The sequence below is a fragment of the Rhodococcus pseudokoreensis genome (assembly GCF_017068395.1).
Lineage (GTDB): Bacteria > Actinomycetota > Actinomycetes > Mycobacteriales > Mycobacteriaceae > Rhodococcus_F > Rhodococcus_F pseudokoreensis.
This window is the reverse complement of record NZ_CP070619.1, coordinates 205826-227444: the sequence shown is the minus strand read 5'-3', so window position 1 is coordinate 227444 and position 21619 is coordinate 205826. Positions and strand designations below refer to the sequence as shown.

Here is a 21619-nt window from a genome sequence, read left to right as displayed (position 1 = left end):
GGTCTCTCCCTCGGGCTTGGACGAGTACGACTCTCGTCCGCGCCGAGGCGGGAACCCAGCACCCCCAGGGCTGGTCTCACGCACCCCCGGGGTGAATGTTTCCGGACGTGGAGGGGTTACGTGATGAGGGCGCGTCCCGTTCCGCACACCGCGATCGCCCAGAGCACGCTGGTGAACGTGCCGATGATGAATTGTTCCGACGCGTGCGGTTCGCGCAGTTCGGGGTAGCGGGCCAGTCCCTTGACCGCCAGGACGACGGCGATGCCCTCCGGCCAGGCGGCGAGGATCGAGACGGCGACGGCGGCACGCTCGAGGAGGCCGATGATCCGTCCGCCGCGCAGCGGCCCGGCGTCGGGTCGCGGGTCGGATCCGGCGTCGGGCTGGCGGCGCGCGATGCGGAACGCGGCCAGCACGAGGGGCGCCCCGCCGGTGATCGCGGCCGCGACGCACAGGACGAGGGTCGCGGCGAGGGCGAACCCTGTGACCGGTGCGGCGGCGGACGCGGCGACCGCCGCGACGGCCAGGGCGAGCACGACCACGATCGGCGCCGCCCACTGCGACATCCAGCGGGGCCCGCGGGGCGCGGCGAGCACCAGGGGTGCGAGCGCGGCGACGCCGAGGGCGAGGAGGGCGAGGGTCGTCACGTGTCCGCCTTGCGTAGGAGTCGTTCGGCCAGTCGTCGTCCCGCGGTCTCGACGTGCCAGCCCGCGGTGGAGAGTCGTTGGGAGACGGCCTGCTTGCTGATGCCCAGCGCGCGGGCCGCCTCGGTCTGGGTGGCGCCGCGGCGCATCTGCTCGACGGCCTCGCGGCCCTCCTCGGTGCGGCGGGCGACGAGGACCGCGACGAGGGCGAGCGCGGTGTCCGCGTCGGCGGCGCCGTCCGGGTCGGAACCCTCGACGGCCACCCGGCCGGGGGCGCTCTTGGCGCGGTCGACGGCGACCCGCGCGGATTCGAACGCGGGGCCGCGACCGGCCCGGGTCTCGGCGGGGAGGGGTTCCTCGACGGGTCCGGCGCCGATGCCGATGCTCCAGTGTTCGCGTGCGACGAGGTCGAGGGCGAGGTCGACGACGGTCGCCGGGTCCGCGACGACGGCCTGGACCTCGTCGCCGGCGGTCCGCTGGAAGGGGCGGACGAGGTCGCGGTGCGCGAATTCGGTGAGGAGTTGGGCGACACGGTCGATGTCGCGGCGACTGCCGCGCTGGTCGACCGTCAACACGAACATGGGTCAAGGTTAGAAACTGGATATCTCGATGTCAAGACTCAAAGCTTGACTTCAATAGTTCAAGGCTGCGGGATTGACTCGTCCTCGGCGGGGCGGTCGACGGCCGGTTCCGGCACCGCGTCGCCGGACCCGTCCAGCGGCCGCCGGGAATCCACCACCAGCCCGGCGATGCCGAGGGCGATGCACACCGCGGACAGCGCCAGGAGTCCCGGCTTCGTCTCCCCGGTGAGGGCGTCGCCGAGCACGACGATGCCGACGGTTCCCGGCAGCACGCCGATCACCGTGGCCAGCACGTACGGGACCAGCCGGATCGAGGACACGCCGGCGCAGTAGTTCACCACCGAGAACGGGACGAACGCGATCAGCCGCAGCGACCCGACGGCGAGCCAGCCGCGCCGGGCGATCCGCTCGTCCACCCGCCGGATCGTCGGGTTGGAGATGCGCTGCCACACCACGTCCCGGCCCACGGCACGCACCAGGTAGAGGGCGAGCACGGCGCTCAGAGTCGACGCCAGCACCGCGATCGCGATGCCCAGCCATGCGCCGAACAGCAATCCGGCGCTGAGCGTGAACACCGTGCGGGGGAACGGGAACACCGTCACCACCGCGTGCACGGCGAAGAAGACGAGGGGGAACGCCGGACCGACGGAGTGCGCCCATTCCCGCACCTGCAGCACGGACGGATGCGGGGCCAGCAGCGCCACGACGACCAGCGCGACTGCCAGTACTGCGACGCCGATCACCCTGCGGTCCCCGAGGCGTCTCTTCACAGGGCACCAGGCTACCCGGGAGAGCGGTGCGGGGCGCCGCGAGCGCCGGTCAGGGCAGGCGGCGGCGCCCGGTCACCGTCGCCTCGACGCAGACCCGCCCGCCCGACGTCCCGGCCACCCGGGTCGTCGCCACCGCGCGGCCCGCCCGGATCACGTCCGCGGTGAACGTCGTGTCGCAGTCCAGGGGAACCGGGCGGAAATAGTTGATCCGCACGGACGCGGTGTCCATGTCCGCGCCCTGCCTGCTCAGGGCCGCGCTCGCCGCGAGGTCCGCCGCGCAGGCCTGGACGCCGCCGTGCACGAACCCGAGTTTGTTCGCGATCAGCGGGTTCGCCGGCACCACCACCCGCGCACCGTCGTCCTCGATCCGCCCGCCGATCCAGTCGAGCGGCGCGACCCCCGGTTCCGGGAAGTCGGGCAGGGCGGCACCGTCCGGCACCGGCGCAGGCAGGTCCACGAAGTTGCCCCACAGGGTGCCGGTGGCGATCAGGGTCCCGGCCGCATCGTGGACCTGGGCGGTGGACGTGCCGCCGTCGGCGGTGACCGTGAGGAGCCGGCTCTCCGCCCGCAGCGTCGGGCCCCGCCACCGCCGCGGCGTGACGACGTCCATCGACAGCTCGGCCGTGACCAGGCCGTCGCGTGTTCCGCGCCGGTCCCACACGGTGAATCCGAGGAGGTCGTCGAGCAGCACGGCGAGGACGCCGCCGTAGGAGATGTCGGTGGTCTTCGCGGCGAGCGCGGAGATGTCCATGCTCATACGATTGAGTGGTTCGCCGCGGTCGTCGACGTCCCGGGTCGGCGCACCGAGCCCGAACAGCCGCTGGGTGTTCGTGCGACCGGTCACCGCCGGTTCGTGCGCAATGCTCATGACCTGAGGTTATTCATCGTGTGGTGATCCTCACGATAGGGGGCGCCGATCTGCGGCTAGCATCACAGTCACACAACGTATTGATCGATCGCTCATCAGGGAGAGGAAGCCGACACCGTGTCACTAGCTTCAGAAACCGAGGAAGCTGCGCGGGCGTACGCCGACTGGCAGCACTCCGTGGCCGGAGTCCTCGCGAAGTCGCGTCGGATCGACGCCGCGGAACTCGGTCCGGAACCCCAGAAGCTCCTCGAGACCGTCACCTATGACGGTGTCACCGTCGCACCGCTCTACAGCCCCCGCGACGAGCGCCCGGAGCAGCCCCTGCCCGGCACCTTCCCTTACGTGCGCGGCGCCGACGCCACCCGCGACGTCAACGCCGGCTGGCTGGTCAGCGCCCGCTTCGGTGACGGCGCGGAGGCAGCGGACGTCAACCGCTCCGTCCTGGACTCCCTGGAGAACGGTGTCAGCGCCCTGTGGCTCGCCGTCGGCGGCGCCGACCTTCCCGTCCGGTCCCTGGAGACGGCCCTCGACGGTGTGCTCCTCGACCTGGCCCCGCTGACCCTCGACGCCGGCACCGACGCACCGCTCGCGGCGCGGGCGCTGTTCGCGCTGCTCGACGCGCGTGCCGCCGCCGGGGACGGGGTCACCGACCGCACCGCGGTCCGCGTCGACCTCGGGGCCGCACCGCTCACGAGCGCGTTCGCCGGCACCGCCGACGTGGAACTCGGCGACGCGGTGACCCTCGCCACCGAGTCCGCGGCCCGGTCCGAGAGCGTGCGGGCGATTGCCGTGGACGGCACCGCATTCCACGACGCCGGCGCCTCCGACGCCGAGGAACTCGGCGCGTCGATCGCGGCGGGTCTCGAGTACCTGCGGGTGCTCACCGCGAGCGGACTGACCATCGGGCAGGCGCTCGGGCAGCTCGGCTTCCGGTTCTCGGCCACCGACGACCAGTTCCAGACCATCGCCAAGTTCCGTGCCGCGCGGCTGGTGTGGGCGCGGATCGCCCAGGTGTGCGGCGCCTCCGACTTCGGTGGCGCCCCGCAGCACGCCGTCACCTCCGCCGCCATGATGGCGCAGCGCGACCCGTGGGTGAACATGCTCCGCACCACCCTCGCCGCGTTCGGTGCCGGTGTCGGCGGCGCGGACGCCGTCACGGTGCTCCCGTTCGACTCCGCGCTGCCCGCCGGGGCGCTGGGGGTGTCGAAGACCTTCGCCGCGCGCATCGCCCGCAACACCCAGCTGCTGTTGCTCGAGGAGTCGCACCTCGGCCGGGTGCTCGATCCCGCGGCCGGGTCCTGGTACGTCGAGGACCTCACCCAGCAGGTCGCGGCCAAGGCGTGGGAGTTCTTCCAGCAGATCGAGGCGGCGGGCGGTTACCTCGCCGCACTCGACGCCGGCCTGATCGGCGAACGCATCGCTTCCACGCGTGCGCAACGTGATTCGGACATCGCGCACCGCAAGACCACGGTCACCGGGGTCAACGAGTTCCCGAACCTCGGCGAGGCCCCGCTGCCCGCGGGCGCCGCGGACACGGGCCGCGTCGCCCGGTACGCCGCCGCGTTCGAGGCGCTGCGGGACCGCTCCGACGCCTACCTGGCGGCCCACGGTGCGCGACCCACCGTTTTCCTGGCCCCCCTCGGACCCGTCGCCGAGCACAACGTGCGGACCACGTTCAGCGCGAACCTGCTGGCGTCGGGCGGCATCGAGGCCCTCAACCCCGGACCCCTCGCGATCGGTGACGGCAGCATCGCCGCCGCCGCGAAGGATTCCGGCGCCGGGATCGCCGTGATCTGCGGCACCGACAAGCGGTACGCCGCCGAGGCCACGGCCGCGGTGGAGGAACTGCGCGCCGCCGGAATCGGCACCGTGCTGCTCGCCGGCCCGGAGAAGGTCGTCGCCGACGCGGACGGCGCCGCCCGGCCCGACGGATTCGTCACCGCCCGCATCGACGCAGTCTCGGTCCTGTCCGGCCTGCTCGACACCATCGAGAGCCCGAGCGACTCCTCGGGCGACACAGGGAGCAAGAAGTGACTACTCGCGAGGTCAAGCACGCGATCGGCAGCTTCGCCGAAGTGCCACTGGAGGATCCGCAGTCTCCGCAGCCGTCCGCTCCGACGCCGGAGCAGACGGACGAGCTGATCGCGTCCGCCGCGGCGGCGAACCACTACAGCCCGGAACAGGTGGTGTGGTCCACCCCCGAGGGCATCGACGTCAAACCGGTCTACACCAAGTCCGACCGGGACACCGCCGAGGCCGAGGGCTACCCGCTCGGCAGCTTCCCGGGCGCCGCACCGTTCGTGCGCGGGCCGTACCCCACCATGTACGTGAACCAGCCGTGGACGATCCGCCAGTACGCGGGCTTCTCCACCGCCGCCGAATCCAACGCCTTCTACCGCCGCAACCTCGCGGCCGGGCAGAAGGGTCTGTCGGTGGCGTTCGACCTGGCCACGCACCGCGGCTACGACTCCGACCACCCTCGGGTGCAGGGCGACGTCGGCATGGCCGGGGTGGCGATCGACTCGATCCTGGACATGCGTCAGCTGTTCGACCACATCCCGCTCGACAGTGTCAGCGTCTCGATGACCATGAACGGTGCGGTGCTGCCGATCCTCGCGCTGTACGTCGTGGCCGCCGAGGAGCAGGGTGTCGCCCCGGAGCAGCTGGCCGGAACCATTCAGAACGACATTCTGAAGGAGTTCATGGTCCGCAACACCTACATCTACCCGCCGAAGCCGTCGATGCGGATCATCTCCGACATCTTCGCGTACACCAGCGCGAAGATGCCGAAGTTCAACTCCATCTCCATCTCCGGCTACCACATCCAGGAGGCCGGAGCCACGGCCGACCTGGAGTTGGCGTACACCCTCGCCGACGGTGTCGAATACATCCGCGCCGGCCTCGACGCCGGCATGGAGATCGACAAGTTCGCGCCGCGGCTGTCGTTCTTCTGGGCGATCGGCATGAACTTCTTCATGGAGGTCGCGAAGCTCCGCGCCGGCCGCCTGCTGTGGAGTGAACTGGTCGCGAAGTTCGAACCGAAGTCCGCGAAATCGTTGTCGCTGCGCACCCACTCGCAGACGTCGGGCTGGTCGCTGACCGCGCAGGACGTGTACAACAACGTGGCCCGCACGTGCGTCGAGGCGATGGCGGCGACGCAGGGGCACACCCAGTCGCTGCACACCAACGCGCTCGACGAGGCCCTCGCCCTGCCGACGGACTTCTCCGCCCGCATCGCCCGCAACACCCAGTTGCTGCTGCAGCAGGAGTCGGGGACCGTCCGTCCCATCGACCCCTGGGGCGGTTCGCATTACGTCGAGTGGCTCACCCACCAGCTGGCGAACCGGGCGCGTGCGCACATCGCCGAGGTCGAAGAGGCCGGCGGCATGGCGCAGGCGATCAGCGAGGGCATCCCGAAGCTGCGCATCGAGGAGGCCGCGGCCCGCACCCAGGCTCGGATCGACTCCGGTCGGCAGCCGCTGATCGGCGTCAACAAGTACGTGCCGGACGAGGCCGACGAGATCGAGGTCCTCAAGGTCGAGAACTCGCGGGTCCGCAAGGAACAGCTCGAGAAGCTGGACCGGCTGCGCGCCGACCGCGACTCGGGAGCCGTCGAGGCGGCGCTCGCCGAACTGAGCCGCGCCGCCGCGGCCACCGAGGCAGGGGCGAGCGCAGCGACGGGTGGTGTCTCGATGGAGAACAACCTGCTGGCGTTGGCGATCGACGCGGCCCGGGCGAAGGCCACGGTCGGGGAGATCTCCGAGGCGCTGGAGAAGGTGTACGGGCGTCACCAGGCCGAGATCCGCACCATCAGCGGGGTGTACCGGGACGAGGCCGGGAAGGTCGACAACATCAACAAGGCAACCGAACTCGTCGAGAAGTTCGCGGAAGAGGAGGGCCGGCGTCCCCGTGTCCTCATCGCGAAGATGGGGCAGGACGGTCACGACCGCGGCCAGAAGGTGATCGCCACGGCCTTCGCGGACATCGGATTCGACGTGGACGTCGGACCGCTGTTCCAGACCCCGGAGGAGGTCGCCAACCAGGCGGCCGACAACGACGTCCACGTGGTCGGTGTGTCGTCGCTGGCCGCAGGTCACCTCACGCTGGTGCCTGCGCTCCGGGAAGCACTCGCGGCGGTGGGACGCCCCGACATCATGATCGTGGTCGGTGGCGTCATCCCGCCCGGCGACTTCGCCGAACTGTACGAGGCCGGTGCCGCGGCGATCTTCCCGCCGGGGACGGTCATCGCCGACGCCGCCAGCGGTCTGCTCGAGAAGCTGGCCGCGCAGCTCGGCCACGACCTGACGGGCACCCCGGAATAGCATGGGGCGCCCTCCAGTCGACATCGATGCCCTCGCCCAGGCCGTGCGCGCCAATCAGCGCGCCGGCCTGGCGAAGGCCATCACCCTGGTCGAGTCCACCCGCACCGATCACCGGGAGGCGGCGCAGCGGCTGCTGCTCGAACTGCTGCCGGAGTCGGGGAAGGCGCACCGGGTCGGGATCACCGGGGTGCCCGGCGTCGGGAAGTCCACGTTCATCGACGCGCTCGGGATGCACCTGATCGGGCAGGGGCACCGGGTGGCGGTCCTGGCCGTCGACCCGTCGTCGACGCGCACCGGCGGGTCGATCCTGGGCGACAAGACGCGGATGGCGCGGCTGACCGTCGAGAAGGACGCCTACATCCGGCCGTCCCCGACGTCGGGGACCCTCGGCGGGGTCGCGAAGGCGACCCGCGAGACGATCGTGCTGCTCGAGGCGGCCGGTTTCGACGTGATCCTCGTCGAGACGGTCGGTGTCGGGCAGTCCGAGGTGACGGTCGCGAACATGGTGGACTGCTTCTGCTTCCTCACCCTGGCCCGCACCGGCGACCAGTTGCAGGGCATCAAGAAGGGTGTCCTCGAACTCGCCGACCTCGTCGCCGTGAACAAGGCGGACGGCAAGCACGAGCGGGAGGCGAAGGGCGCGGCCCGGGAACTCGCCGGGGCGCTGCGCCTGATCTACCCGCACGACGCCGTCTGGACGCCGCCGGTGATCACGATGAGCGGTCTCGAGGGTGTCGGTCTCGAGGACTTCTGGAACACCGTCTGCAAGCACCGTGAGGTGCTGACCGCGGCCGGTCAGTTCGAGGAGAACCGGCGCCGCCAGCAGGTGGACTGGACGTGGACGATGGTCAACGACCAGCTGCTGCGCCGCCTCGCGTCGAACACGAGGGTCAAGGCGATCCGCGGCGACGTCGAACAGCGGGTGCGGGACGGGTCCCTGACGGCGGCGCTGGCCGCCGCCGAGATCCTCGACGCGTTCGACGGTACGGACTCCTCAGCCGACTGATTTCGCGAAGCGCCCGACCCGGTCGACGAGATCGTCGAAGAACGCGGCCGGGTCGGTGCTCACCGCGACGTCGACGTTGGGTTCCCGGTTCCAGTGGCCCACCCAGTCGGCGACCGTGGTGCCGCGGGTGAGCCGGCCGTGCAGTTCGACGTCGACGGTCGCGGGCCGGGTCCGTGCGATCGCCGGGTTCAGCGCCACGGCCGCCGCGAACGGGTCGTGCATGTGTGCGAGAAATCCCTGATCGTGGGTGCGGTGGAAGTCCATGTAGAACCGGATGGCGTCGGACAGGTGCCGGATCACCGCGTTGCTCGCGGTCGAGCGCACCTGCGGGCCGTCGTCGGGGGAGATGATCTCGCCGGGGGTGCTGCCGGCCGCCTCTGCCAGCCGCCGCACGTGGTCCGGTGTCATCTCGATCGTCTCGGTGACGTCCAGCCCGCACAGGATGGGCCGCCTGCCCTCGGGGAGACCGGAGAAGGCGTCGAACACTTCCTTGGCCGCCTCCGGATCCACCGACACGTTCCATTCGCTGGTGGGGGTGGTGTTGCCGGGGTGGTTGAACGCCCCGCCCATCACGACCAGGCGCCGCAGCAGCCGGGGCAGTTCCGGTTCCTCGCGGATCGCGAGGGCCAGGTTCGTCAGCGGCCCGGTCACCAGCCCCGTCAGCTCCCCGGGAGCGTCCCGGACCAGGTCCACCCACAGGGTGGTCGCGTCCCGCTCGGACAGCGACCGCCCGGACGCAGGGAGGACGGCGTACCCGATGCCCTGCGGGCCGTGCGTGTCCTCGGTGGTGCGCAGCGGGCAGGCCAGCGGCACCCGGGCGCCGAGCGCCACCTCGACGTCCGGTGCCCCGCACAGTTCGAGCCAGTTCAGGTTGTTGGCCGCGACCTGCTCGACGGGCACGTTGCCCGCGGTGCTGGCGATGCCCGCGATCTCCGCCTCCGGGCTGGCCAGCAGATACAGCAGGGCGAGGGAGTCGTCGATTCCGGTGTCGACGTCGACGATCAGCCGCTGCCTGCTCACGCCGTCACCACCGTCGGGCGGTGGTGCACGGGGAACGCGACCGACCGGGCGATGAAGCACTTCGCGTGCGCCCGGGCGTGCAGCGACTCGGCGCGCGCGGTCATCGCCGCCTCCGCGACGGTCACCGTGGGATGCAGCACCACCTCGGTGAATTCGCCTGCGCCGTCCGGGTGTTCGACCATCGTGCCCGTCGGGTCGTCCCGGTAGTCGACGACGACCACGCCGGCCGCGGCGGCCAGGCCCAGATACCAGAGCATGTGGCACTGGGACAGCGACGCGACGAGGAGTTCCTCCGGATTCCAGCGGGCGGTGTCGCCGCGGAACGACGGGTCCGCGCTGCCCGGCAGATCCGGTTTCCCGGCCGCCGCGATCACGTGGTCCCGGTCGTAGGTGTCCGGGCCCGACGTCCCCGCGCCGCGGTTGCCGGTCCAGGTGACCGTCAGCGTGTAGTCGTGTGTGCTCACCCGGCCATTCTTCACGGCCGCGCGATGAGTTTCGCGGGCGGGCACGGTCTGTTCACGTAGAGCATCACACGGCGACCGGAGGAGACGGACATGGCACGGGACACGGCCCCGGACTGGGTCGCAGGGGAGCGGCGCGACCTGGCGTCGATGCTGGCGGGACTGACGCCGGAGCAATGGGACGCGCCGTCGCTGTGCGCGGGGTGGCGCACCCGGGAGGTGATCGCGCACATCACCATGCCGTACCGCCTGTCGACGCCGCGGATCCTGCTGAAGATGGTGAAGGCGCGCGGCAAGTTCAACCGGATGTCGGACGCGCAGGCCCGCGAGGACGCTCGGACCCTGACCGCCGACGCGCTGCTGCGCACACTGGAGGAGAACGTCACGCACCCGTGGAAGCCGCCGGGCGGCGGCTTCGAGGGGGCACTGTCGCACGACGTGATCCACGGTCTCGACGTGTCTGTCGCGCTCGGCCTGGGCAGGCGGGTCCCGGACGACCGCCTCGACCGGGTCCTCGGCGGCGTCGGCCCGAAGCACGTGAAGTACTTCGGCGTCGACCTGACGGGCGTGCAGTTGACCGCGGACGATCGGACCTGGACCTTCGGTGCGGGTGCGCCGCTGCGCGGTTCCGCCCAGGACCTGCTCCTCGTGCTGTGCGGTCGCCGGTTGCCGCCGGGGCATCTGAGCGGGGAACCGAGCGCACGGTTCACGGCGACGGGCTGAGCCCGGGCCAGGCGGGGGCGTCGCCGCCCCGGGGCCGGGCCGTCACCAGGTTGCCGTGCGCGGTGAGGCAGCGGGGGAGTCACGGCCCCACGGCGGCGAGCAACCGGCGGCACCGGTCGTGCAACGCGGCCCGCAGCGGGGCGGCGCGGGCGGCCAGCGCCGCCTGCTCCCGGACGTATTCGGCGCGGCCGTGCGGGGTCTCGATCGGGATCGGGGTGTAGCCGTACCCGCTGAGGTCGTACGGGCTGGCCCGCATGTCGAGTTCCCGTGCGGCGAGCGCCAGTTCGAAGCAGTCGACGGTCAGGTCCGAGTCGATCATCGGCGCCAGCTTGTAGCAGAACTTGTACAGATCCATGGACGCGTGCAGGCACCCGGGCTGCTCTCGCCCCAGCTGGTCGGCCCGGGTCAGCGGCACACTGTTCCGCGGTTCGGCGGCCGGGGTGAAGAAGCGGTACGCGTCGTAGTGGGTGCAGCGCAGTTGCAGCGACTCCACCACGGAGTCGGTGCCGCCCGCCCCGAGCCGCAGCGGTACGCCGTCGTGCCGCACCTCCTCGGACCGGTAGACCATCGCCCACTCGTGCAGGCCGAAGCAGGACAGGTGCGTGGGCCGCGCGGTGGTCGCCTCCATCAGTCGTGCGGTGAAGGCGACCGTGTCCGCGCGGCGCCGCAGGAACTCCGGGTCGACGGTGACCCCGGCGTCGGTGCGGTGATACCCGCGGAGTTCGGCGTACTCGTCCCCGCCGGCGAGGACGGTGCCCCACCCGGCGTGCCAGCGCAGCAGCTGGTTCGGCCGGTAGCTGTAATAGGTGAACAGGAAGTCGTTCACCGGGTGGCTCTCCCCGCGGTCGCGCCGCTCCACGTGCGGCCCGATCAGCGCGCACACCCTCGCCCGGTGCCGGTCGCGGCGAGGGATCCATTCCGACGCGTCCAGAACGTTCATCCGATCAGCTCGTTCGCTGTCCCGGATTGACGCCGTTGTTGCGGTGGGTGCCGTCGCGGACGGTGCCCACGTATTCCTCGACGAGGTCCTCGAGGGCGACGATGCCGACGATCTGCCCCGACGGGTCCGCCGCAGCCCCCAGGTGGGAACTGGCGCGGCGCAGACTGGCCAGTGCCTCCGCGAGCGGGGTGGTGGTCGACATCCGCGGCAGCGGGCGGATGTCCGACCGCGGAATCAGGGTGTCGGGTCCGGCCTCCTCGTCGAGGATGTCGTCGAGCACGTCCTTCAGGTGCAGATACCCGACCAGCGACCCGTCCTCGGCGCGCACCGGGTACCGGGAGTAGCCGGTCTCGACGACGGCCTGCTCGATGGCGCCGAGCCGGGTGCCGCCCTCCGTCAGCGGGATGGTCCGCGCCTCGCTCAGCGGGATCATCACCTCGGTGACCGTGCGGTCCGTGGTCTCCAGCGCCTGGGTGAGCCGGCGGTGTTCCTCCGCGTCGATCAGTCCCTCGGAACGGGATTCGCCGATCATCTCGGACAGTTCCACCGCCGACACGGTGACGTCGAGTTCGTCCTTCGGCTCCACCCGCAGCATCCGGAGCGTCAGGTTGGCGCACAGGTTGTAGAACGAGATCAGGGGCCGGGCCAGCTTGATGAACAGCAGGTGCACCGGGACCAGCAGCATCGCCGTCCGCTCCGGGCCCGCCAATGCGATGTTCTTCGGCACCATCTCACCGAGCAGGATGTGCAGCACCACGACCAGTGCCAGCGCGATCGTGAACGCGATCGGGTGCAGCAGTCCGGCGGGCAGCCCGACCGCGTGCAGCGGGACCTCGAGGAGATGCGCGATCGCCGGTTCGGCGACCTTGCCGAGCAGGATCGAGCAGATGGTGATGCCGAGTTGCGCGGCGGCCAGCATCAGCGACAGGTTCTCGCCCGCGAGGATCACGGTGCGGGCGCGTTTCTTGCCCTGCGATTCGAGGGCCTCGAGCCGGTCGCGGCGGGCCGAGATCAGCGCGAACTCGGCGCCGACGAAGAAGGCGTTGCCGGCGAGCAGCACGAACGTGAGCAGCACACCGAAAAGGTCACTCATCGTCGTCCTCCTCGCTGCCGGTGTCGGTGGTCTCGTCGGGTTTCGGGGTGAGCAGCACCCGGTCGATGCGCCTGCCGTCCATGTGGGTCACGGTGGCCACCCACCGGCCGCCGGGGTCGTGCGCCCCCTCGTACAACGGGAGTTGCACCTCGTCGCCCTCGTCGGGGATCCGCCCGAGTTCGGTGAGCACGAGACCGCCGAGGGTTTCGTATTCCCCCTCGGGAGCGGTGTAACCGGTGGTCTCGGAGATCTCGTCGACGCGCAGCAGCCCGGAGCAGGACCAGCCGTCGCCGATCCGCTGGACGTCGATCTCCGGTTCGTCGTGCTCGTCGCGGACGTCGCCGACGATTTCCTCGATCAGGTCCTCCATCGTGACCATCCCGGCGGTGCCGCCGTATTCGTCGACGACGAACGCGACCTGCATGCCGTCGGACCGGATCCGTTCCATCAGGGTGTCGCCGTCCAGGCTGGACGGCACCACCGGCACCTTCTGGGCCAGCGTGTTGAGGCGGGTGGTGCGGCGGCGTTGCGCGGTCACCGCGAACGCGTGCTTGATGTGGACGATGCCGACGGCGTCGTCCAGGTCGCCGTCGACGACGGGGAAGCGGGAGAAGCCGGTGCGGGCGGCGGTGTCGATCAGATCGGCCACCGTGTCCGTGGTGGACAGGGTCTCGATCTTCACGCGCGGGGTCATCAGCTCCTCCGCGGTGCGTTCGCCGAACCGCAGCGAGCGGTTGACCAGCAGTGCGGTGCCCTTGTCGATGGCGCCGCGCTGCGCGGACGTCCGCACGAGCGAACCGAGTTCCTGCGGGGACCGCGCGGAACGCAACTCCTCGGCCGGCTCGATGCCGAGGCGTCGCACCAGCCAGTTCGCGCTTCCGTTGAGCCCGTTGATGGCCCATTTGAAGATCAGCGAGAACGCGGCCTGCATGCCGGCCGTCGCCCGCGCCGTGGGCAGGGGGTGAGCGATGGCGAGGTTCTTCGGCACGAGCTCGCCGAACACCATCGAGAACGACGTCGCGAGGATCAGGGCGATCACCAGAGACGTTGCCGCGGCGGCGGATTCGCTGAGTCCGATCGCGGACAGCACCGGGGTGATGAAGCGGGCGAGGACCGGTTCGGACAGGTAGCCGGTGATCAGCGTGGTGATCGTGATGCCGAGCTGCGCCCCCGACAGCTGGAACGACAGGGTGCGGTGGGCGTGCTGCACCTGCCGGGCCCGCCGGTCACCGGTGCGGGCGTGCGCGTCGACGGTGCTGCGTTCGAGGGCGGTGAGAGAGAACTCGGCCGCCACGAACAACGCGGTACCCGCGGTCAGGGCGAGAAAGCCGAGCAGAGCGAGAATGCTGAGCGCGATGTCCATGGGTCATCGCCGCCGAGCGGAGGAACGGGGGTCGCCGGGTTTGTCACCCGGCTCGATAGAGGAGCCCTCCGAACCGGCGGAATCGGAGTCCGATTCCACGGGGCAGGAGGGGACGACACTCCCGGAGACGGCGGGTGGAGCGCTTGCTGCGTATGTGGGTGCCGCGGGCACCGGAGTCCTCTCGTTCGGCCTCGACGGCCCGGACGGGTCCGGCGCCGAGAACTGGTGTGGTTGAGCGACCCATGATACCGGGGGATGTCCGGTTCCGTGGAACAGGACACCCACCGGCACATCAGGATGCCGTCGTCACCAGCCGGCAGGCAGCGGGCGGCCCTCGGCGAACCCCGCGGCCGACTGCACACCGAGAACGGCCCGCTCGTGCAGTTCCGCCAACGTCCGCGCGCCCGCGTACGTGCAGGTGCTGCGCACCCCGGAACAGATGTGGTCGATCAGGTCCTCGACGCCGGGACGTTCCGGGTCCAGGCGCATCCGGGAACTCGAAATACCCTCCTCGAACAACCCTTTCCGGGCCCGGTCGAACGCGGTGTCCGTGGCGGTCCGCGCCGCCACCGCACGCTTGGAGGCCATCCCGAAGCTCTCCTTGTACGCGTTGCCGGACTGGTCCACGCGCAGGTCGCCGGGCGACTCGTAGGTGCCGGCGAACCACGACCCGATCATCACGTTCGACGCGCCCGCGGCCAGGGCGAGCGCCACGTCGCGGGGGTGACGGACGCCTCCGTCCGCCCACACGTGCGCACCCATCGCGCGGGCCTGCGCGGCGCATTCCTCGACGGCGGAGAACTGCGGCCTGCCGACCCCGGTCATCATGCGGGTGGTGCACATCGCACCCGGCCCGACCCCGACCTTCACGATGTCGGCGCCCGCGTCGATCAGGTCCCGGGTGCCTGCGGCGGACACGACGTTGCCGGCGACCAGCGGCACCCCGAGATCGGCCTTCTTCAGTGCGCCGAGGACGTCGATCATCTTCTGCTGGTGACCGTGCGCGGTGTCGACGACCAGCAGGTCGGCCCCGGCGTCGACGAGGGCGCGCGCCTTCGCGGCGACGTCGCCGTTGACGCCGACGGCCGCGGCCACCCGCAGCTTCCCGTTGCCGTCGACGGCGGGCTGGTAGATGCCGTCCCGGATGGCGCCTGTGCGGGTGAGGACACCGGCGAGGGTGCCGTCCGGGTGCACGATCACGGCGAGGGCGTCGTGCGTGCCGTCCAGTAGTTCGAACACCTCCCGCGGCGACGCCGAGACGGGGGCGGTGACGAAGTCGGTCAGCGCCACCGCGCGCAGTCGCGCGAACCGGTCGACGTCCGCACAGGAGGCTTCGGTGACGACACCGACGGGGCGGCCGTCCTCGACGACGACGACGGCGCCGTGCGCCCGCTTCGGCAGCAGCGCCAGCGCGTCGGACACGGCCGCGTCGGGGCCGAGGGTGACCGGGGTGTCGGCGACCAGGTGCCTGCTCTTGACGAAGGCCACGGTCTCCGCGACGGCGCGGGCGGGAAGGTCCTGCGGGAGGACCACCAGACCGCCACGGCGGGCGACGGTTTCGGCCATGCGGCGCCCGGACACCGCCGTCATGTTGGCGACGACGATCGGGATGGTGGTGCCCGAACCGTCCGCGGTGGCCAGGTCGACGTCGAATCGCGACGTGACCTCGGTGCGGTTCGGCACCAGGAACACGTCGTCGTACGTCAGGTCATAGGGAGGGCGATGCCCGTCGAGGAACTGCACATTTCAGGACGATACCGGGGAAATTGCGGCGGTGTCGGATGTCCGCTGGGCCTGCGACCTGGACAGTCCGATCGTGGCCACCAGCATCACCGCGACCGAGCAGCCGACCACCACGAGTCCGGGGCCTTCGACCCGGAGGCGTTCGTCGAGGACGGTCATGCCGAGGAACACGGCGGCGAGCGGTTCGGCGATGGTCAGCGCGGGCAGCGACGCGGACAGCGGCCCCACCTGGAAGCCGCGTTGCTGCAGATACACCCCGGCCAGCCCGGCGGCGACCAGCGCCCACGCCTGCCAGCTGCTCAGGACCGCCCACAACCCGCGGGGGACGAGTTCGACGACGTACTTGGTGAATGCGACCGCCACCCCGTAGAGGATGCCGCCCGCCCCGCCGAGCAGCAGGGCCCGCCACCCGGGGTCGATCTTCGTCATTCCCGTCGCGGCCGCGACCGCCACCACGGCGAGCAGGATGCCGAGGGGCACCACCCACTCCCGGAACGGGGCGTCGATGTTGCCCTCGGTGGGGTCGCCGATCACCAGGAAGATCGCGAGCGCGACGGCCAGCGCGACGGCGAGAGCCCACGTGGCGCGACTGAGCCGGTACCCGGAAAATTTCGCCGACAGCGGCAACGCGAACAGCAGCGCGGTGACCAGCAGCGGCTGCACCACGAGCACCGACCCCAGCGCCAGCGCCACCGCCTGCATCACGTAGCCGCCGCCGTCGCCGACGATGCCGGCCCACCAGCGGGGACTGCGCAGCAGGGTGGACAGGAACGCGGCGTCCTCGGGGACCTCGGACGCCGCACTCTGCTGCGCGACCGACGCGCACGCGAACAACAGCGCCGCGACCAGCGCGCACACGACCGACGCGAACGGCAGGGACATGCCTCTCAGTGTGCCCCGCGGTTGCGGTGTCCGTGGGGAGTTGACGCAGGTCCGGGTTTCCGGCCGCGGCGGGCACCCGACCGGGCCGCTCCGCTGTCGCCGGGCCTGCCGCGACGGGCGGCGCGACCCGCGGGGTCGTGCGCCTGCCTGCCCTTCTTCGGGGTGTCCTGCGCCGGCGCCCGGGTGTCCGGTGCGGCGACCGCCTTCCCGGTGGGGCGGCGGGCCCCGGTGAGCTCGGTCAGCACCCGGTCACCCGGCCGCACCGGGGTGCCGGTGATGTCGAGACCGGCCTTGCGGGTCAGCTTCTCCACCGCGTCCCGCTCGTCCTCGGTGACGAGGGTGACCACCACACCGGACTCGCCCGCACGGGCGGTGCGCCCCGCCCGGTGCAGGTAGTCCTTGGCCTCGGTGGGCGGATCGACGTGCACGACGAGGGTGATGCCGTCCACGTGGATGCCGCGGGCCGCCACGTCGGTGGCCACCAGGACCGGGGTGCTGCCGTCGGCGAACGACGCCAGGGTGCGGGTGCGGTTGTTCTGGGCCTTGCCGCCGTGCAGGGCCCCGGCCGCGACGCCGGCGGCGTGCAGTTCCTGCGCCACCCGGTCCACGCCGTACTTGGTGCGCACGAACATCAGCGTCCGGCCCGGTCGTGAACCGATATGTGCCACAACCGAATACTTGTCCTGCCGGTCGACGTACAGCAGGTGGTGCCGCATCGTCGGCACCGCCGCCGCGGCCGGCGCCGTCGAATGCGTCACCGGGTCGTGCAGGTACCGGCGGACGAGGGTGTCGACCTCCCCGTCGAGGGTCGCCGAGAACAGCAGCCGCTGCCCGCCGGCAGGGGTCTTGTCGAGGATCGCCGTGACCTGCGGCAGGAACCCCAGATCCGCCATATGGTCGGCCTCGTCGAGCGCCAGCACCGTCACGTCGTCCAGGGACACCGAGCCCTGCGCCAGGTGGTCGGCGAGGCGCCCCGGCGTCGCGATCAGCAGGTCGACACCCCGCGACAACGTCTCGACCTGCCGTTTGATCGGAACGCCGCCGACGACGTTCGCCACCCGCAGCCCCACCGACAGGGCCGGTTCGTCCAGTGCACGCTCGATCTGCAGCGCCAGTTCGCGGGTGGGCACCAGCACGATGCCGCGCGGGTACCCGCGCCTGCTGGCGGAGCCCTTGAGCCGCACGAGCATCGGCAACCCGAACGCGAGGGTCTTCCCGGACCCGGTCGGTGCCCGGCCCAGCACGTCCCGGCCGGCGAGGACGTCGGGGATGGTGGCCGCCTGGATCGGGAACGGGGCGGCGATGCCGCCGCGGGCGAGGGCGTGGGTCATCACCGCGGGGAGACCGAGCGCGAGGAACGTCTCACCCACCGGTGCGGGCGAGGCGAACTCGTCTTCGGGCATATCCAGAAGGCTACCGCCTCCGCGGCGGGGCATCCGACCGCTCGGCCGTGGTCCCACGGCGCGGCTCGGCCGTGGTCTGCCCACGGCGCGGCCCGGCCGTGACGTACCTGCGGTACGCCACGGCCGGGGACGGTCGATCGGGGAGGGTCAGGCCTGCACTTCGCTGCGGTCACCGCTCCAGAGGGTGTGGAACTTGCCCTCGGCGTCGACCCGCTCGTAGGTGTGGGCGCCGAAGAAGTCCCGCTGCCCCTGCGTCAGGGCGGCGGGCAGCCGCTCGGCGCGCAGGGCGTCGTAGTAGGACAGCGACGACGCGAACGCCGGCACCGGAATCCCCAGCAGGGTGGCGGTGGACACCACGCGGCGCCAGCTGTCGATGGCCGTCTCGATGGCGTCCCGGAAGTACGGGGCCAGGATCAGGCTCGGCAGCTTCGGGTTCTCGTCGTACGCGTCCTTGATGCGGTTGAGGAACCGCGCGCGGATGATGCAGCCGCCACGCCAGATCGTCGCCAGGTCGGCGGGGTGCAGGTCCCAGTCGTATTCGGCGCTGCCCGCCGCGATCTGGTCGAATCCCTGCGCGTACGCCACGACCTTCGACGCGTACAGGGCCTGCCGGATGTCCTCGGTGAACTGGGCGGCGTCGGCGGGCTTGTCGGCCAGCCGGCCGGAGGCCAGACCGACCGCGGCCTTGCGCTGCTCGCGGGCACCGGACAGGGCGCGGGCGAACACGGCCTCGGCGATGCCGGTGACGGGGACACCGAGGTCGAGGGCGGACTTGACGGTCCAGCGGCCGGTGCCCTTCTGCTCGGCGGCGTCGACGATCACGTCCACGAGGGCCTTGCCGGTCTTCGCGTCCTTCTGCCGCAGCACCTCGGCGGTGATCTCGACGAGGTAGCTTTCGAGGTCGCCCGCGTTCCATTCGGTGAACACGTCGGCGACCTGGTCGGCGTCGTAGCCGAGGGCGTCGCGGAACAGGTTGTACGCCTCGCCGATGAGCTGCATGTCGGCGTACTCGATGCCATTGTGGACCATCTTCACGAAGTGCCCGGACCCGTCGGGGCCGATGTGCGTGCAGCAGGGGGTGCCGTCGACCTGGGCGGCGATCGACTCGAGCAGCGGGCCGAGCGCCTGGTAGGACTCCTTCGGTCCGCCCGGCATGATCGACGGGCCGTTCAGTGCGCCCTCCTCGCCGCCGGAGATGCCGGCGCCGACGAAGTGCAGGCCACGGTCCCGGAGGGACGCCTCGCGGCGGATCGTGTCCGTGTACAGGGCGTTGCCGCCGTCGATGATGATGTCACCGGGCTCCATCGCCGAGGCGAGTTCCTCGATGACGGCGTCGGTGGGGTCGCCGGCCTTGACCATGATCAGCACGCGGCGCGGCTTCTGCAGCGCTGCCACGAACTCCTCGATGGTTTCCGTGCGGACGAAATCGCCCTCGCTGCCGTGCTCTTCGATGAGGGCGTCGGTCTTGGCGATGCTGCGGTTGTGCAGTGCGACCGTGTGACCGTGCCGGGCGAAGTTGCGGGCGATGTTCGAGCCCATGACGGCCAGGCCTGTGACGCCGATCTGCGCGCGGGCACCCTCAGTGTTGTCGATAGTCATGGATACAGCATTCCCTCTCGCTCGGCGGTAGTGAAATCGGCGGCTACGAAAAGCTCGACCGGCTAAGCCAAACACACGAAGGCCGGCCGTCGCACATGCGACGGCCGGCCTTCGTGTCACGGCACTGTTCGATCAGCTGCGGCGGTCCCGGCGCGGGCCGTCGAAGCCGTCGTACGAGCGACGGTCGGTGCGGCTGCGGAACCCGCCGCCGGTCGACGCGGGACGCCGCTCCGACGTGGCCGCGGGGCGCCGGTCGTCCCGGCGGTCGTCCCGCCGGTCGTCGCGGCGGAACCCGCCTGCGGCGCCGCGGTTGTCGCCGAAGTCGCGGCGCGGGGCGCTGCGGTCGAAGCTGCGCTCGCCGGAACCGCGATGGCTGTCGCCGCGGTCGCCGAAGTCGCGCCGGGGTGCGCTGTCCCCGAAGTCGCGGCGCGGAGCCCGATCGGAGAACGTCCGGTTGTCGCGGTCGCCGCGGTACCCACCGCGGTTGTCGCCGTCGCGCTGCGGGCGGTCGCCCCGGTAGCCGCCGGTCCGGTTGTCGGTCTGGTCGCGGCGCGGGCCGCGGCCTTCGTAACCCCGCCCTTCGTAACCACCACGGCCCTCGAAGCTGCGACCACCGGACGGGCGGTCGCCGTAGCTGCGTTCACCGCGGTCACCGGCGTCGCGGCGCGGGCCGCCCCGATCGGAGGAGCCGCGACCGTCGAAGCCGCGGTTGCCGCGGTACCCGCCGCCGTCGCGTCCGGCGTATCCGCCTTCGCGGCGGGGGCCGCGGTCACCGAACTTGCGGTCGCCGCCACGCTCACCGCGGGAGTAGGTGTCGCGCACCGGTTCTCCGCTGGGCGCCTTGGCGCCGGTGATGCTGGCCAGCTTCTCCGAGCCGGGGGTGACGGGCACGGCGGTGGCGTCGACGCCCGCCATGCCGGTGAGGCGGCGGAACGTGCGCTTCTGGTTGGGGAGCACGATCGCGACGACGGTGCCCTTCTCGCCTGCGCGGGCGGTCCGGCCTGCGCGGTGCAGGTAGTCCTTGTGATCGGCGGGCGGATCGACGTGCACGACCAGGTCGATGCCGTCGACGTGGATGCCGCGGGCGGCGACGTCGGTGGCGACGAGCACCGGGGTGCGGCCGTTCTTGAAGCGTTCGAGGACCCGGGTGCGCTGGTTCTGCGCCTTGCCGCCGTGCAGGGCCTCGGCGGCGATGCCCACCGCGCGGAGGCGGTCGGTGATGCCCTCGCAGCCGAGCTTGGTGCGGGCGAACATGATCGTGCGGCCTTCGCGGGCACCGATCTCGGCGAGAACGTTGTCCTTCTGGCCGCGGTCGACGAGCAGCACGTAGTGCTCCATCGTGTCGACGCTGGCGCGACCGTCCTCGGTGGAGTGCTGCACGTGGTCGGGCAGGAACTGGCGGACCAGCGACTGCACCTCACGGTCGAGGGTGGCGGAGAACAGGAGACGCTGGCCGTCGGCCGGGGTCTCGCCGAGGATGGACCGGACCTCGGGCAGGAAGCCCATGTCGGCCATCTGGTCGGCCTCGTCGAGGGCGGTGATCTCGACGGAGTCGAGGATGCAGGTGCCCTGACGCAGGTGGTCACCGAGGCGGCCCGGGGTGGCGACGAGGATGTCGACGCCGCGGCGCAGCTGGTCGACCTGCTTGGTGAACGGGGTGCCGCCGACGGCGGGGCGGACGGTCAGTCCCATCGCACCGGCGTACGAGTTGAGGGAGTCGACGACCTGGAATGCGAGTTCCCGGGTGGGGACCAGCACCAGTGCGCGGGGCCGCTTGGGGGCGGGCCGGTCCTCGTGGCGGGCGAGCCGGGCGAGCATCGGCAGGCCGAACGCGAGGGTCTTGCCCGATCCGGTCTGTGCGCGGCCGAGGACGTTGGTGCCGGCCAGCGCGTCCGGGACGGACAGCGCCTGGATCGGCGACGGGACGGTGATGGAGTTGCGGGCGAGGGCCTGCACCAGGGGTGCGGGCAGGCCGATCTCGGCGAACGTCACGGTGGCCGTGTCGGCCTCGGTGGCGTTCTGGTCAGGGGTGTCGGTCTCGGCCTGCTCGAGTGGGGCAGACGTCGTCTGGACAGCGTTGGTCACGCGGGTACCTCTCCGGGCATAGGGCGCGTCGCGGAGCGGGGGCTGTCATGCAGCACGCACAAAGGGACGAGCCAGGGCACATGTCACCTGGTCAATCCATTCGCGGAAGTGCGGGGAAT

The 21619-nt window shown here is 71.4% G+C and carries 19 protein-coding genes; 5 read left to right on the top strand and 14 right to left on the bottom strand.

Annotated elements, in window-relative coordinates:
• Positions 1–116: 116 nt before the first annotated feature.
• Genes JWS13_RS06385 through JWS13_RS06370 form a run of 4 tightly spaced genes read right to left on the bottom strand, consistent with a single transcriptional unit; the run spans position 117 to position 2860 of the window.
• The gene (locus JWS13_RS06385) at positions 117–644 is read right to left on the bottom strand and encodes a hypothetical protein (RefSeq protein WP_206005018.1); all 528 of its coding nucleotides are present in this window, start codon (positions 642–644) and stop codon (positions 117–119) included.
• The gene (locus JWS13_RS06380) at positions 641–1222 is read right to left on the bottom strand and encodes a hypothetical protein (RefSeq protein ID WP_206005017.1); all 582 of its coding nucleotides are present in this window, start codon (positions 1220–1222) and stop codon (positions 641–643) included. Before JWS13_RS06380 ends, JWS13_RS06385 begins: the two co-directional genes overlap by 4 nt.
• Before the next feature lie 59 nt (positions 1223–1281).
• On the bottom strand, positions 1282–1992 hold the full coding sequence (locus JWS13_RS06375; RefSeq protein ID WP_259375210.1) for a TVP38/TMEM64 family protein: 711 nt from the start codon (positions 1990–1992) through the stop codon (positions 1282–1284).
• Between the two features lie 49 nt (positions 1993–2041).
• Complete coding sequence (locus JWS13_RS06370; protein ID WP_206005016.1) at positions 2042–2860, bottom strand: PaaI family thioesterase; 819 nt, start codon at positions 2858–2860, stop codon at positions 2042–2044.
• Between the two features lie 117 nt (positions 2861–2977).
• Here JWS13_RS06370 and JWS13_RS06365 point away from each other — a divergent pair, with 117 nt between their 5' ends.
• Genes JWS13_RS06365 through meaB form a run of 3 tightly spaced genes read left to right on the top strand, consistent with a single transcriptional unit; the run spans position 2978 to position 8188 of the window.
• Positions 2978–4894, top strand: a complete 1917-nt coding sequence (locus JWS13_RS06365) for a methylmalonyl-CoA mutase family protein (RefSeq protein WP_206005015.1) — start codon at positions 2978–2980, stop codon at positions 4892–4894.
• The gene (scpA, locus tag JWS13_RS06360; protein ID WP_206005014.1) at positions 4891–7182 is read left to right on the top strand and encodes a methylmalonyl-CoA mutase; all 2292 of its coding nucleotides are present in this window, start codon (positions 4891–4893) and stop codon (positions 7180–7182) included. The genes JWS13_RS06365 and scpA overlap by 4 nt, the downstream gene beginning before the upstream one ends.
• Before the next feature lies 1 nt (position 7183).
• Positions 7184–8188, top strand: a complete 1005-nt coding sequence (gene meaB, locus JWS13_RS06355; RefSeq protein ID WP_087561288.1) for a methylmalonyl Co-A mutase-associated GTPase MeaB — start codon at positions 7184–7186, stop codon at positions 8186–8188.
• On the opposite strand, the gene JWS13_RS06350 is transcribed toward meaB, so the two are convergent.
• Together JWS13_RS06350 and JWS13_RS06345 are read right to left on the bottom strand one after the other, a co-directional pair.
• The gene (locus JWS13_RS06350) at positions 8177–9208 is read right to left on the bottom strand and encodes a nucleoside hydrolase (RefSeq protein WP_206005013.1); all 1032 of its coding nucleotides are present in this window, start codon (positions 9206–9208) and stop codon (positions 8177–8179) included. The two genes, meaB and JWS13_RS06350, sit on opposite strands and share 12 nt — an antisense overlap.
• Complete coding sequence (locus JWS13_RS06345) at positions 9205–9672, bottom strand: OsmC family protein (RefSeq protein WP_206005012.1); 468 nt, start codon at positions 9670–9672, stop codon at positions 9205–9207. Before JWS13_RS06345 ends, JWS13_RS06350 begins: the two co-directional genes overlap by 4 nt.
• Before the next feature lie 90 nt (positions 9673–9762).
• Between JWS13_RS06345 and JWS13_RS06340 the strand changes: the two genes are divergently transcribed.
• The gene (locus JWS13_RS06340) at positions 9763–10392 is read left to right on the top strand and encodes a maleylpyruvate isomerase family mycothiol-dependent enzyme (RefSeq protein ID WP_206005011.1); all 630 of its coding nucleotides are present in this window, start codon (positions 9763–9765) and stop codon (positions 10390–10392) included.
• Between the two features lie 79 nt (positions 10393–10471).
• Here JWS13_RS06340 and JWS13_RS06335 read toward each other — a convergent pair whose 3' ends face one another.
• Genes JWS13_RS06335 through JWS13_RS06325 form a run of 3 tightly spaced genes read right to left on the bottom strand, consistent with a single transcriptional unit; the run spans position 10472 to position 13788 of the window.
• Complete coding sequence (locus JWS13_RS06335) at positions 10472–11332, bottom strand: 3-methyladenine DNA glycosylase (protein ID WP_206005010.1); 861 nt, start codon at positions 11330–11332, stop codon at positions 10472–10474.
• A 4-nt stretch (positions 11333–11336) separates the two neighbouring features.
• Positions 11337–12425, bottom strand: a complete 1089-nt coding sequence (locus JWS13_RS06330) for a hemolysin family protein (protein WP_124390955.1) — start codon at positions 12423–12425, stop codon at positions 11337–11339.
• The gene (locus JWS13_RS06325; RefSeq protein WP_206005009.1) at positions 12418–13788 is read right to left on the bottom strand and encodes a hemolysin family protein; all 1371 of its coding nucleotides are present in this window, start codon (positions 13786–13788) and stop codon (positions 12418–12420) included. Before JWS13_RS06325 ends, JWS13_RS06330 begins: the two co-directional genes overlap by 8 nt.
• Here JWS13_RS06325 and JWS13_RS06320 point away from each other — a divergent pair.
• The gene (locus JWS13_RS06320) at positions 13781–14023 is read left to right on the top strand and encodes a hypothetical protein (protein WP_241032123.1); all 243 of its coding nucleotides are present in this window, start codon (positions 13781–13783) and stop codon (positions 14021–14023) included. The genes JWS13_RS06325 and JWS13_RS06320 overlap by 8 nt on opposite strands.
• Before the next feature lie 71 nt (positions 14024–14094).
• Here the strand turns inward: JWS13_RS06320 and JWS13_RS06315 are convergent, their stop codons facing one another.
• The 5 genes from JWS13_RS06315 to JWS13_RS06295 all read right to left on the bottom strand — a co-directional run bounded on the left by JWS13_RS06315 (position 14095) and on the right by JWS13_RS06295 (position 21500).
• Complete coding sequence (locus JWS13_RS06315; RefSeq protein WP_206005008.1) at positions 14095–15531, bottom strand: GuaB1 family IMP dehydrogenase-related protein; 1437 nt, start codon at positions 15529–15531, stop codon at positions 14095–14097.
• Between the two features lie 3 nt (positions 15532–15534).
• Positions 15535–16413, bottom strand: a complete 879-nt coding sequence (locus JWS13_RS06310; RefSeq protein ID WP_206005007.1) for a DMT family transporter — start codon at positions 16411–16413, stop codon at positions 15535–15537.
• 5 nt (positions 16414–16418) lie between these two features.
• Positions 16419–17816, bottom strand: a complete 1398-nt coding sequence (locus tag JWS13_RS06305; RefSeq protein ID WP_206005006.1) for a DEAD/DEAH box helicase — start codon at positions 17814–17816, stop codon at positions 16419–16421.
• Positions 17817–17963: 147 nt separating this feature from the next.
• Positions 17964–19415, bottom strand: a complete 1452-nt coding sequence (gene gndA / locus JWS13_RS06300) for an NADP-dependent phosphogluconate dehydrogenase (RefSeq protein ID WP_206005005.1) — start codon at positions 19413–19415, stop codon at positions 17964–17966.
• 132 nt (positions 19416–19547) lie between these two features.
• A complete protein-coding gene (locus tag JWS13_RS06295; RefSeq protein ID WP_206005004.1) occupies positions 19548–21500 on the bottom strand; it encodes a DEAD/DEAH box helicase in 1953 nt (650 codons plus the stop codon).
• Between the last annotated feature and the right edge of the window lie 119 nt (positions 21501–21619).

Bases quoted from the DNA above. Each gene is read 5' to 3' on its own strand.
- JWS13_RS06380 (WP_206005017.1), bottom strand. From the start codon at position 1,222: ATGTTCGTGTTGACGGTCGACCAGCGCGGCAGTCGCCGCGACATCGAC.
- JWS13_RS06370 (WP_206005016.1), bottom strand. From the start codon at position 2,860: ATGAGCATTGCGCACGAACCGGCGGTGACCGGTCGCACGAACACCCAG.
- meaB (WP_087561288.1), top strand. From the start codon at position 7,184: ATGGGGCGCCCTCCAGTCGACATCGATGCCCTCGCCCAGGCCGTGCGC.
- JWS13_RS06340 (WP_206005011.1), top strand. From the start codon at position 9,763: ATGGCACGGGACACGGCCCCGGACTGGGTCGCAGGGGAGCGGCGCGAC.
- JWS13_RS06335 (WP_206005010.1), bottom strand. From the start codon at position 11,332: ATGAACGTTCTGGACGCGTCGGAATGGATCCCTCGCCGCGACCGGCAC.
- JWS13_RS06330 (WP_124390955.1), bottom strand. From the start codon at position 12,425: ATGAGTGACCTTTTCGGTGTGCTGCTCACGTTCGTGCTGCTCGCCGGC.
- JWS13_RS06320 (WP_241032123.1), top strand. From the start codon at position 13,781: ATGTCCATGGGTCATCGCCGCCGAGCGGAGGAACGGGGGTCGCCGGGT.
- JWS13_RS06325 (WP_206005009.1), bottom strand. From the start codon at position 13,788: ATGGACATCGCGCTCAGCATTCTCGCTCTGCTCGGCTTTCTCGCCCTG.
- JWS13_RS06310 (WP_206005007.1), bottom strand. From the start codon at position 16,413: ATGTCCCTGCCGTTCGCGTCGGTCGTGTGCGCGCTGGTCGCGGCGCTG.
- JWS13_RS06305 (WP_206005006.1), bottom strand. From the start codon at position 17,816: ATGCCCGAAGACGAGTTCGCCTCGCCCGCACCGGTGGGTGAGACGTTC.
- gndA (WP_206005005.1), bottom strand. From the start codon at position 19,415: ATGACTATCGACAACACTGAGGGTGCCCGCGCGCAGATCGGCGTCACA.